Below are 12,788 nucleotides of genomic sequence, written 5' to 3' on the forward strand. Positions count from 1 at the left end.
CACCCATAAACAACGAATTGAAAAAATTAAGGAAAGAACAATGACTGAACGTGTAAATGTAGGCGAAGTAATCGCTCGAGTATTAGAACAGCACAATGTAGACAGCATGTATGGCGTGATTTCTATTCACAACTTGCCAATTGCTGATGCTGTTGGCCGCCGTGAAAAAATGCGTTTTGTTGCAGCGCGCGGTGAAGCAGGTTCTGTCACTATGGCAGATGCACATGCACGTTTTAACGGTTTAGGTGTGGCTTTGACCAGTACAGGTGCAGGTGCAGGCAATGCCGTAGGTTCATTGATTGAAGCAATGAATGCTGGCAGCCCAGTGCTGCATTTAACCGGTCAAGTCGAACGTGAATATTTAGACCGCGATGCAAGCTTTATTCATGAAACCAAAGACCAGTTAACCTTCTTAAAAGCATCGAGCAAAGCTGCTTTTCGTATTACCAGCCCAGACAATGCTGTGGGTGTAATTCGTGAAGCAATCCGCGTCGCGACCACTGTACCAATGGGGCCAGTAAGCGTGGAGATCCCAATTGATGTGCAAGCGGCTGAAATTGATTTACCAGCCAATCTTGGTCCAGTAAAAGCCATGCAACTGCCGCAAGCGGACGATGCTGAAATTGACATGATTGCAGATGCATTGAAGAACGCTAAACGTCCATTGCTATGGATTGGTGGCGGAACTTTAAATGCAGTGGCAGAAGTGAAAGCGCTGGCTGATTTGGGTATTCCTGTGGTGTCTTCTACTCATGCACGCGGTGTGCTGGCAGATGATCATCCGCGCAGCTTACGTGCGTTCCATAACTCTGCGGCAGTTGAAAAGCTGATGAAAGAGGCGGACTTATTTATTGTTGCAGGTTCACGTTTGCGCAGTAATGAAACCAAGACTTACTCAGTAGAATTCCCTGAAAATATCATTCAGATAGATGCCAATCCAGTGGCGCAGCAGCGTAACTATAAGGTTTCACAATTTATCTGTGCAGATACCAAAGACACTTTTGCACGTGTACTCAGCGCTTTAAATGGCGTGAGCAAAATTGATGCTGCATATGATGCAGACATTAAAGCTGCACGTGAACATGCGGTGGATGCGTTGCGTACTCAAATGGATCAATACGCATTGATTTGCGATCACCTACGTGCAGCATTGCCAGAAGACGGTATTTTTGTACGTGACATCACTATGTCAGGCAGTACATGGGGCAGCCGTTTGTTCCCTGTACAAAGCCCTAATAAAAACATCCATTCACTTGCAGGTGCGATTGGTCTTGGGCTTGCACACGCGATTGGTTCATCCATTGCCAACCCTGACAAAAAAGTTGTGGGTTTAGTGGGTGATGGCGGTTTGATGCTGGGTATTGGTGAAATTGCCACCATGGCGCAAGAAAACACCGACATGGTGTTAATGGTAATGAACGATGGTGGTTATGGCGTGATGCGCGGCATTCAAAATAACTACTTTGGCGGCCGTCAGTACTTCAATGAATTACATACACCAGACTACCGTTTATTGGGCGAGTCGATGGGCGTGAAGAGCTGGAAAGTCGGCAGTGCAGATGAGTTTAAAACCGCAATTCAAGAAGCCATTGATCTGAATGGCCCAGCAGTGATCGAGTTGGATATGAACGCCATTGGTCCATTGAAATTTGCTGGTCCACCGCAGAAAAAATTGTACTAATTCATCCTTAGAGGATGAACCATATTTGAAGCAATTCTAGAAGGCAATTTCCCAACAGGGGGATTGCCTCAGGCATGGGGGCCGTTAGGGCTGATTCAATTATTGTTGCCATTGGTGCAGCGTTTAAATCAGCCCAAGTGGAAATGCCAAAAGACTCAAAACTTAAACCCTTACAAGGAATGTAGGGCGTTTAAGGTCAGCCAGCCTGTTTTAAACAAAACAGCCAGCGAAGCAGCGCTAAATTTTTTTTAGCCAAAATGAGAATTAAACAATGTTTTGTATATAAAACATTGGAATTTAGGGAAAAGAGATGAATAAAACGATTTTAACAGCTGCGGTTTTCATGTCATTGGGCGCAGCTGCCGCTAGTGTTCAAGCCAAAGATGATCCATTGGGATGGAAAAGTGAAGATGGGGCGCATTCATTAAAAGTCGGCGGGGTGCTGCGTTTCAATCACCGCTATGAACAATGGGATGCCAGTCCAAACCGCGGTTTTGGCAAGCTGGATTTTGATATTTTCCGTTTAGATTTAAAAGGCAAATCGGATGATGCCTATCTGAATGCCAGCTATCTTGTGCAAGATCAGGAAAAAACCTCCATTGAAAAGGCATATGTAGGCTATAACCTGAACAAGAACAACAGCATCGAAGCGGGTTTTGTCTATAAGCCTTTTGCGCTTTATCCTTATCCGCAAAATGGCTGGACTTACCACATTCCGTTCTTTTTAGGTTATGGCAATAATGCCGCGCCTGGGGTGAACTGGAATTACAATAATCCTGAGTGGGATATTAAAGTCGGTTACTACCCGCGCATGCTGGAAACCAATCTGCGTTATTCTCCAGAAGCTGCCACCTATGATGATCTTTCAGAAAATCATTTGCCTTTTCAAGCAGCCTATCAAAATGAAAAGCAGAATCAGCTGAATACCCGCATTGTGCGTAAATTTGGCGATGACCAAATGGGTAAGCATGAAATTGGCTTATCGGGTTCTGTGGCTCAGCTGCACAATAAAACCACGCAAAAAGACGGCAGCTACTATGCGGCTGGATTGCATAGCAACAGCAACTATCAGCGCTGGAACCTGCAGTCTTCAGTGATTCATTATCAATATGATGCGGAAAACCCAGACGGTGTAAATAACGATATGACGCTGATGGGTGCGAACGGTTTAACGCCATCGTATTTTATTGCTTCTGAGGGAACGGTTGCGAGTTTAAACCTAGCTTATACTTTGCCTGTGCAGAATATGGGGAAATTAAAAGCGATCCGTTTTTATAATGATTATAGCTATTTAGACAAAGAGCGCAGTGATTGGGCAGCCTCGCAAATGAACACCACAGGTGCAATGTTTATCGCATCACCATTTATGGTTTGGGCGGACTACACTTGGGGTAAAAATGCCAATATTATTGGTGGTGCAACCAATGGTACAGGCTTTACCACGGCCACGTCTGAAAACAGTGAAAAATGGATGTACCGCGTCAACTTGAATATTGGGTTTAGTTTCTAAGCTTAAAATTATTATTTTAAACATAAATCAAGGACACTATTTATAATTATAAAGTATAAGAGAAAGAGTTAACTCTTTCTCTTATACTTCCAAAATTCAACTTTTTAAAACAGTATCAGAAATTAATTGATGAAAACTTCGGTGTTCCTATAAAACAAACTATTGACTAAGTGCTTTATAGGTTTCAATGAATGGATGAATGCTAACAAAGATGGTACGTTATACTGATATACTTAGTACAGCATTTCAAATCCTGAATTCGGATTTGAACAAGTCTTCTAAGTGATTTAATACACTAAATTTGATGTGGGTCAAAATTGGGTCAATGAATTTTTTTATTCAATGAAATGGCTTAAGAATTAATGGTTTGGGTTTTGAGTTCAATTGACGCCACCCCAAAATTCCCGATTAAAGATGATCGCTAATGATCAGGTTTAATCAAAAAAGTGAATAAAAGCCTTGGTTTAGAAATAAATCAGGGCTTTTTTTCTACCTGTTGTTTATCAGCGTCCGTTATTGTAAGTCATTGATAATTGCTTTCTATCAAATATACTTGTGATACAGTAGTGACACGCGTGTAACAACAAGAATGCTTACAGACATCCAAGTTAAAAGTCTTAAACCAAAAGAAAAGCGATATTCAATTGCAGATGGGGAAGGACTTTCTATTGAAGTTTTTCCTACTGGGAAAAAGAAATGGGTACTTTCATATCGAATTGAAGGAAAGCAGACCAGGAAACAATTGGGTGAATATCCCGAAGTAGGCTGTAAAGAAATAAGAAAAGTTGCACGGGACTTTAAAGCTGAGGTTTCAGGTAAATCAAAGGTCTCTCATCATTTAAAACAAGTGTGTGATGAATGGTTTGAATTAATGAGTCCGCAGTGGTCTAGTGAAAAATATATCAGTACGGTTAAATACCGTTTGGATTACATCACTGAAGATTTTTTAGAGCTACCTTTAGATGAAATCACTCGTTTTCAGGTTTCATCAAAAGTAAAAGAAATTGTGGCCAAAGGAACATTCGAAACGGCCACACGTTGTCTGCGTCTACTCAATGCAGTTTTTAACTTTTAAATCTTTGTGCAATAAAGACAAATTGAAGTATGTAATCTGGTCGATTTATTTAAAATTAATTTTAATTTAATAGTTAGGATGGATAAATAAAAGTATACGTGAATTTCTAATCTATATGTAATGCAGGGTTAATATGATTTTAAAATAGAATGAAATATTTTTATTTATAATGGTGGGTGGTTTTTAATTTTTTTATAATTTAAAGATAATATGTGAATGATGGTTGTTGGTTTAATTGAAACTGGAGAAATTGAAATTTTATGCTTTTTGAAGTTACTTTTTATAAAGAATATATGTAGTTTGGTAACCAATATTAACTATCTCAAACTTAAAAAAAAATTGCTGATATATTGTTCTAGAGACCGCTAATTTTACTATTTAGAATGAAAAATTTACATATAGTTTCAAGTGCTTGTGTGTTAGTTGTGAGTTCCTTTGTACACGCTCAAGTAGAAGTTACGCCTGAAGCATATGCCTTATGGAGTGAATATTATCAAATAGAAAATAATGACTTAGAAAAAGCGAATGAAATTTTACAAAAATTAAGCTTGAAAACTCCTCAAGATTCGAAAGTTTGGAAAACATGGGCATATTTAGAACTACGAAAAAAAAATAATTCCCAAGCTTTAACTTACATAGATCGTGCTCTAACGCTTAATCCAGAAGATGAAGAATTATTACTACAAAAAGCTTATTTATTAAATACTGTTCAACGTGACCCAGAAGCTTTAGAGATATTTAAACGGTTACAACATTCTTCAAATCCAGAAACTGTTGAGAAAGCTCAACAAGCAGTGAAAAATTTGAGTGGAACTGAAAGAAGTTCACCTAAAACAAGTTTCTCAGATATTTACTTTTCGCCTTCTTTTGAAGGTCGTTACGACACCGCTATTTTACCTCTAAAACTACGGTATGGGCGATATTGGGGGGAAGAAAACCGTGGACAGGTTTATGGTTTTGCTAATGTCAACCGTGATACACGTTCAACAGGTGGAGCCCGTCCTGAAATTATTGATCAGAATGCCGCTATTTTAGGTGTTGGGGCGAATTATCGTCCTTGGGAATGGCCAATTTATTTATATTTGGAAGTAGGGGGAAGTTATGACCTGATTGATTTAAATCGGGATAAATTCAGAGAAAGCATTAACTTTGGTCTAGCGGGTTATCAGGAATGGTATTGGCACAATACGGAAACCACGCACACACCAAAGCAGAATCAAAATCAATATTTTGCTGAACTATATGGTAATGCTGCGAGCTATTCCCGTGAAGATTATAACGTAATTGGTGATTTGCGCTTACGCACTGGTTGGAATATGAATCGAGATCATTTCGGTAATGTGCAGGCCTATTTAAAATTACACACTATTAATGACTCTAATAATGAGTTTTATAACAATTTGGCCGAGCTTGGGCCAGGAATTGCTTGGCAACCTGAAAGTTTTCCTATCAAATTACGTGTCGAGCAGATGTATGGCAAATATATCAATGGGGCACCTGTGTCAGGGAAAAGAACTTTTGATAATACACGAGTTGAACTGACCTATTACTGGAGCTTTTAACGATGCTGATTTATCTTTCTTTTATTTTTGGTACACGCCCTGAGCTAATTAAGTTGGCTCCCGTAATTTTAAAAGCTAGGCAAGATTCACGTTTTGAGGTAAATGTTGTATTCACAGGCCAGCATTTGGAGTTGGTGCAAGATGCAATTGAGTTTTTTCAGATCGAAATTGACCATCATTTGCAAATTATGCAACCTGGAAAAAGCCTAAATATCTTATTAAGTAAGGCGCTGAGCGAGCTCGATCAGGTCTATCGTGAAATGCCAAAATGTGACGTAATTGTGGTACAAGGTGATACAACAACCGTACTCGCTGGTGCTTTGGTGGCTTTTAATCTGAATATTCATTTGGCACATGTCGAAGCGGGATTACGTTCTTTTGACTTGATGCATCCTTTTCCAGAAGAAGGGAATCGGCAGTTGGTTTCGCGTTTGGCGCGTTGGCATTTTGCGCCAACTCAACTTTCTGCTGAAAATTTATACCAAGAGAATATTTCCAAACAACACATTTTTATTACAGGAAATACGGTCGTTGATGCCATTCATTATGCGCGTGAGTTGATAGAGTCTTCTTCGCAGCAGTCCCAACAAAGATTAGAAAGATTGGGGCTGAATTTGAGCGGGCAGCATCAATTGGTTTTGTTGACAGCGCATCGACGCGAAAACTTTGGTGAGGGTATTCAGAATATCTGTGCTGTGATTCATGAATTATGCCAGCGTTATCCAGAGCTACATTTTGCTTGGCCTGTACATCTTAATCCTCAGGTTTATGACATTGCCTATAAAGAGTTTTCGAAGCATCCCCAAGTCCATTTATTAAAACCCTTGGATTATCCTGACTTACTCGCAATCTTGCAGGCGGCTCATTTTATTATGACGGATTCGGGTGGCATCCAAGAAGAAAGTCCAACTTATCAGAAGCCGGTACTTATTCTACGGGACGTAACTGAGCGGCCTGAAGTGGTTGAAGCAGGTTGTGGGATACTGGTAGGTACAGATAAAGCCAAAATTATTAAAGCATTTTCTCAGTTGATGGATGATTCTGTCTATTATCAACAGCATGCGGAAGTAGAAAATCCTTTTGGTGATGGGCACGCTTCAGAACGTATCCTTGAGCAAATAGTACAAGACTTAAAAGTAGCTGAATAAATTAGTAATTGATCTTCATCCATAGATAAAGCCAGAACACACTGGCTTTATCTAAATAATGAGGTCCATCAAAAATATATATTCGTTGTCCAGCATAAGCTTTCAGTTGCTTAGCAATTTCCCAAGGATAAGCTGCACGAAAACTCCCATCGGGGTTAGGTCGAAAAGCCTCTAAAATAATCACTACGCGGTTTTCACCAAACTCATTCTTAAGATTTTTATAAATGAGAGCAGCCTCTTCAGGACTGCGCGTTCCTACTCCTACACCATCTTGAAAGAAAACCTGAGCATTGTCTGGTAGCCAGCTTTCTAACCAATAATGTAAAAATGGTGATTTACGATCAGCACTATAAATACTAATCCAGACTGGGTGTTTAAGCGCGGAAATATGATGTGCTAGATTGGCAACCCCATGCCAGCTTGGATCTGCTTCTACTGGAAAATAATAACCAGCAGGTTGTATAGGCAGCTTAGTATGGATTATTTGCTGGGATTGTAAAAAAAGGTGGTCTATATTTTCACGAGCTATTGGTTCCTGATAATTTCCAGCTAAACCTAAAATAACCTTTTCTGCCCAAGGCTGTTCAGAAACTGAGCTCCATTTGGGTTGATGCTCCCATTGTTGTGTGGGAATTTCTTTAAAAAAGGAACGCCCATCAACAATACTCCATTGGGTCACCAATGTATCGATACCCAAGAGATGCCAGTTTCCAGATGGATGACTGATTTGATCGACTTGCCAGAATATACCTTCAATTTTAGGAGGAATAGATTGTGCATCTGCTCGAGTCATGAATAATAACGAGCTAGTCAGAGCCAAAGTAGGAATAGCTAGGAGCACAAACAAACCTAAAAGGAGGTATTTTTTCATCTTTATTCTTCTTTAGACTTCTGCGCTTTACGGTTTCTGCGCCAGATGAGTAGGCTGATAATTAAAACAATCAGAACACCTAAGATAATAGCAATAGTCTGTAAAGAAATCTGCTCAATAATCGGCGGTTTGGCTTTTTCAACCATATTTTGATTCAAAACAGTGATTTGCCCTTGTGCAGAAATAAATAATGCCGTGGTATTGTTGGGTATTTTCTGCTGAATTTCGGGCCAGAATCGTGCAAAATTTTCTGCTCCCAAGTTATTATCACTATAGATCCAAAAGTTTCCATTTTTGACTGTAATCAGGCCACCATTTTTTGTGGTTGGTAAATAGAGAGTTTGGCCATATTTTTGCAATTCGGATTGATAAAGTTGGGCATCAAGCTGGATATTAATGGCTTTCGGTGCATTTAAACTGAGTGGTGTGATATTTAAACCGATGGGGGCATTACTCAACAACATTTTCTTGGCAACTTGCGCCAAGCTAATAGCGATTGGGGTCGCGGCTGGAGTATTGACAGCAATTTCAGGTGTACTGCTAAACGTGCTAGAAAGCGTGATCACACCCTTCTTCATCTGATGCGGTAGATTCAACTTTGATTTTTTAGTATCTATCCATAAAGCATTGCCTGCATTTGGGAGGCAGTAATTGTTATTTAATTGAGTATTGCTGACCATCATGTTAAAGCTAGTGGTATATGGATAGTCGGCACTTATAAAGTCAAACTGACGTTCCACTGGGCTTGAATCTAGCTTAGCTAGGCTGGTGCTCCCCGCCAAACCATCATTTAACCAGACTTGTAAAGTAGATCCCTGTAATAGTCCACTTTGAGAACGAAAACTAAGTTGCCCATTTAAAATATCAGTTGCTTCCCAAACAGCTGGAAAGACCAGTGAAAGGTTTTTAGGGGAATTATCGAGCTTAAAATCCGAAATACCTAAATCAGCTAGGCTCTCGAATTTACGTAAACTGGCCCATGTAGGTCTTGCAACGGGGCCATTTAATGATGCTTTTGGGGTATTGAGCTGTTCTAGATATTGGCGGTTGAGCAGAGCATTGATAGCCATCAGTAACTGTGGTTCTGTCTCATATTCAATATTTAAAGTGGGTGTTTGGCTTGTTTGACTCAGACTAATTTGTGCATTCGGTAGTGATTTGATTGAACGCTGAATGCTGATAATAAAGTCGGGTTCGGCTTCTGTATTTTCAGTCAGTTTCCATTGTATGGGTGTAGCAAAGTTCCAAGCCGTGGTAAGTCGGCCGATCATGCTAGCTTCCATGAAGTTTATAGTATCAAAGCGCAGTAATGCCTGTATAGGTTCTCCGCGGTTGAGCTGGCTATTAAACAATGCATCTGGTAGCTGATTGAGCTGTAGGGCTTCACGCTGTGGCTGATAGCTCAGGCTTGCCTGTGTTAGCGCCGTATAGAGATTACTAGACTCTAAGCACATATTTTCAGTGCTTTGTTCTTCCGTAGAGGGCTTTTGTAAAATACTAATATCGAGTCGGTGGAAGCCACTTTGGGAGGGTTGAAGATTGAAACTTAATGTGCCTTGACCACTTAAGTTCTGCTGATGGATAAGCTGGTTGTCATAACGTACAATAACTGTACTATTGCCCTGTACATTAAACTGACTATTGAACAGGACGTTTTGCCAGCTTTCCCCTTTAGCCACATAAAAGAAATAAGGCGTACTTTGCTCAATGTTCTGTGAGATGAAATCATCTAGCTTCCATGTATCTGCATGGACATGTGCGCTACATGCAAGAAATAGGAGCGATGACATTAATGTAAAAGGAGCTGTTTTTATCTGCAAGGTCATTTTTTTTCCTTCTTCCGTTCTGTCTTGTACCAAGTAATTCCTTCACCTTTAATTTTTCCTTTCAGCATATCCCAAGCGGCTTTGAAAACAATCAGCAGAAAGACTTGTGAATAAGTGAAATAGGCAATAAAGGCATAGAAATAAAATCTTTTCGGTACTTCTTTTTCAAGGCTAAGTGTGAACCAAATTTGTATTAAATAAAGGATAAAGGCCAGAATGAACAGTAGGGTGAATGGGCCTGGAATAGTAGTACCATCAATACCCAGCAAGCCAATGATCATGGTTAAGTGACTTAAGAACAGGGCTGGAACAAACATGATGTAGCACATAATATTATTTCCGATTTCCATTCCAATTGGAAAAGGGTGTCGAATAGCTGTTCTTAAATATTTGCGTGTTACATAGAAGTTACCTTGAGTCCATCTAGAGCGTTGTTTGATGAAAATGCCTAGGTCACCAGGATCTTGCTGCCAGCCCACGGCATAAGGTACCCATTTAATTCGTTTATGACCTAAAAAAATCCGATAACTCATTTCTGTATCATCAACTAGAGATTTCTCATCAAAGCCACCCAAAATATCCAATGCGTCTCGCCAGATGACATAATTGGTGCCCATTAATGTCGATAGACGGAAGCGTAGCCAACGTCCACCCTGAAAAATCCATTGAAAATAAATAAATTCAATTGCAATAAATGTACTGAGAGCACTGTCTTTCCAGTTACGTGTGCGTACTTTTCCATTGACAGCGACAAGGCTGGAATCTGCCAATAGAGTTTGCGCAATTAAACGCACACAATCGGGCTCAGGTGTGCTATCTGCATCATAAACGGCAATCAGCTCACCTTGGGCATACTTGAGGCCGTTATTTAAGGTTCTAGATTTTCCTTTACCACCTTGGCCTTTAGGGACATTAACTACACGAATGACAGGAAACTCGGCAGCCATGCGATCCGCAATTTCCTGTGTATCATCTTTGGAGGCATCATTAATCAGGAGTACCTCATAGCTTTCGGCAGGATAGTCCTGTGCGGCTAATGCACGTAAGGTATCCTCAATCACCAGCCCTTCATTATAGGCAGGAATCAATACACTGAGCATAGGCCAGCGTGGAGGTACTGGAAGGTTGGCCAGTTCTTTGCTGGCTCGAATAGAGTAGCGCCAAGCAGAAAAGCTAAGCCAAGCCCAAAAAGCTTGAGGAATCCAGATCCCAATAAATCCAATAATAAAAAGAATATCGATAGTGCTCATGATTTTTTAAACCTCCTCCATAGCATAGTAGAGAGAAGAATGAGCATTAAAATAATGATTACAAATACAGATACCCAAGAGGTAGAGGTACCCCAAAAGCTTAGTAACCCTGGGTAATGAGTAGAGAGCACAAGGTGAAAAGGTAAAATCACTAAACCAGCTGAAAGTAATACATAACCAATCAGATTGGTGTGAATCCGGTCTTGCTGGCTATTAAAATGCAAATTTAAAAAATTCCAAGAAATTCCCAAGTCAGGATATTCAATATCACTTTCTGCAAGGCTGACCTGCGGATTTAAAACAATTCCAGTGCCATTAAAAGGTGAGTGAGTGTAAGCCGTATAAAAGAGCTGTTGGCCTGATTGGATACGCCGTGCAGGTAAAGGGAGTCGACCGGGGTTCGCTTGAACAACATATAAGCCACTTGGTAAGACCTTCAAGTTTGGGTTCCAGCCTTCTTGAATATAGGCCCCCATAGGGCGTAAGCCTGCACTGGTTGCCAAAGTTGCTAGACCAGGGAAGTGCTGCGGTTCAACACTACTCAGATCGAGTAGTGGGATTGCTCCTTCAGAAACCTCCTGTTTGACCTTAAAATAAATGGCAGGTCTCATAAAATTTTGAGGAATAAGTAGGCCAGATTTAATCCCTTGGCTCTTCATTTTTTTATAGCTTTCAGAGTCAAGTTGATCAACTGTAAAAACAGGCCATAATTTTTTAGTTGTTGAAAAATGTTCAGGAATTTGACTGTAATCAGAGATTCCTTTTTGCTGAGTTGTAGAGGCCTTTTCCAAACGGCAGTGGTAATACTGCTGATAATAAGAAGAAAGGATTGGATCGGGCTGCGTATGGACTGAAATCAATAATCCGCAGGCGAAAATCATGCTACTCATAGGATTTCCTCTGAAAAAGAAGTTTGCCCTTTGAGATGCGAATGATGGGTGATTTTCGTTTTGATTAGTTCAATCTGCTTGATTCTGTCAATCAACTGCTTAGATATCACGGAGTCCTGATCGGCAATCATAATCACATGGAGAGTTGAAAGTCGCGTATCCGTAAAAGAAAAATGTGGGGTTTCAAAATTATTTTCTAGCACATTGATAATTTTCTGCTGTAGGTGTTTTAACTCATCCACCTGCAACATATCTCTTAATAAATTATGGTTGGTAATTTCTATATGAATTTCATTGTATTGAGGAATAAGACCTCGATTTAACATGTGCTGAACTTGATCATGCGTATATTGATAGGTACTAATAGGAAGTGTTTTATATGTTAAATTTTTACGGTACGTATCAAGTAAGTCATTGGTCTGCCGATTGGTCGACATCATTTCATAATAAATACTCAATAGCATAGGTGCTACAGGGAAAACGAAAAGCTGCAATAATTTGGTATTGGTGTCGATTGTATTGACTTGGATATCAAACAAAATATAAATAAAGAAGACTATAAAAATAAAAATACTCAGAATCATTGCTTGAATTAAATTCAAAAATCGACCCAGTAAAATAAAAGCAATCAAAAGTACCCAGCTCCCTACAAGCTCAGTACGTAACCACTCGTATCCAATGATTCCTATAAAAAGGGCAATCAGCATAGGAATGAAAGTGATGGTTTGATTTGTTCTTACTAACCAATTCTTTTGCATTAAAAATACTTTTTAAGAAGTGTAATGATGTAAATAACTGTTAATTTTCATTTAAATTATTACATAAAGCATTGTAAATAAATTGTGTAAAAAGGATGTAAAATTATTATATTAGCCTGAAGAAAGTTGACTTTTATTTAGAAAGCTTAACTTTAATGACTTTATTAAATTTTCTTCTTGGGAGGTGTACAGAGTATTGATTTCAGTAAAATTTGAT

9 protein-coding genes and 1 pseudogene are annotated in these 12,788 nt (G+C 39.6%); 5 read left to right on the plus strand and 5 right to left on the minus strand.

Going from position 1 to position 12,788, the window contains the following annotated elements:
* The first annotated feature begins 40 nt into the window (after positions 1-40).
* The 5 genes and pseudogenes from JZ787_RS12760 (at position 41) to wecB (ending at position 6,976) form a co-directional block, all read left to right on the plus strand.
* Positions 41-1,681 (plus strand): thiamine pyrophosphate-binding protein, encoded by a 1,641-nt coding sequence (locus tag JZ787_RS12760; RefSeq protein ID WP_346312508.1) that lies wholly within the window; start codon positions 41-43, stop codon positions 1,679-1,681.
* Between the two features lie 310 nt (positions 1,682-1,991).
* Complete coding sequence (locus JZ787_RS12765; RefSeq protein ID WP_346312509.1) at positions 1,992-3,191, plus strand: hypothetical protein; 1,200 nt, start codon at positions 1,992-1,994, stop codon at positions 3,189-3,191.
* A gap of 589 nt (positions 3,192-3,780) precedes the next feature.
* Positions 3,781-4,263, plus strand: a pseudogene (locus tag JZ787_RS12770) (Arm DNA-binding domain-containing protein); the annotation flags it as partial.
* Positions 4,264-4,649: 386 nt separating this feature from the next.
* Positions 4,650-5,828: a tetratricopeptide repeat protein gene (locus JZ787_RS12775; RefSeq protein WP_346312510.1), complete on the plus strand. Its 1,179-nt coding sequence runs from the start codon at positions 4,650-4,652 to the stop codon at positions 5,826-5,828.
* Between the two features lie 2 nt (positions 5,829-5,830).
* On the plus strand, positions 5,831-6,976 hold the full coding sequence (wecB, locus tag JZ787_RS12780; RefSeq protein WP_346312511.1) for a UDP-N-acetylglucosamine 2-epimerase (non-hydrolyzing): 1,146 nt from the start codon (positions 5,831-5,833) through the stop codon (positions 6,974-6,976).
* 1 nt (position 6,977) lies between these two features.
* Here the strand turns inward: wecB and JZ787_RS12785 are convergent, their stop codons facing one another.
* From JZ787_RS12785 to JZ787_RS12805, 5 genes are read right to left on the minus strand one after another with little or no spacing between them, the layout of a single operon-like run.
* Positions 6,978-7,847, minus strand: a complete 870-nt coding sequence (locus JZ787_RS12785) for a hypothetical protein (RefSeq protein ID WP_346312512.1) — start codon at positions 7,845-7,847, stop codon at positions 6,978-6,980.
* Between the two features lie 2 nt (positions 7,848-7,849).
* The gene (locus JZ787_RS12790; RefSeq protein WP_346312513.1) at positions 7,850-9,673 is read right to left on the minus strand and encodes a hypothetical protein; all 1,824 of its coding nucleotides are present in this window, start codon (positions 9,671-9,673) and stop codon (positions 7,850-7,852) included.
* Positions 9,670-10,923 (minus strand): glycosyltransferase, encoded by a 1,254-nt coding sequence (locus JZ787_RS12795; protein WP_218288184.1) that lies wholly within the window; start codon positions 10,921-10,923, stop codon positions 9,670-9,672. Before JZ787_RS12795 ends, JZ787_RS12790 begins: the two co-directional genes overlap by 4 nt.
* Complete coding sequence (locus tag JZ787_RS12800; RefSeq protein WP_346312514.1) at positions 10,920-11,813, minus strand: hypothetical protein; 894 nt, start codon at positions 11,811-11,813, stop codon at positions 10,920-10,922. Before JZ787_RS12800 ends, JZ787_RS12795 begins: the two co-directional genes overlap by 4 nt.
* Complete coding sequence (locus JZ787_RS12805; RefSeq protein ID WP_346312515.1) at positions 11,810-12,571, minus strand: hypothetical protein; 762 nt, start codon at positions 12,569-12,571, stop codon at positions 11,810-11,812. The genes JZ787_RS12800 and JZ787_RS12805 overlap by 4 nt, the downstream gene beginning before the upstream one ends.
* Positions 12,572-12,788: the final 217 nt, after the last annotated feature.

Source organism: Acinetobacter sp. BWR-L5 (genome assembly GCF_039655985.1).
GTDB lineage: Bacteria > Pseudomonadota > Gammaproteobacteria > Pseudomonadales > Moraxellaceae > Acinetobacter > Acinetobacter johnsonii.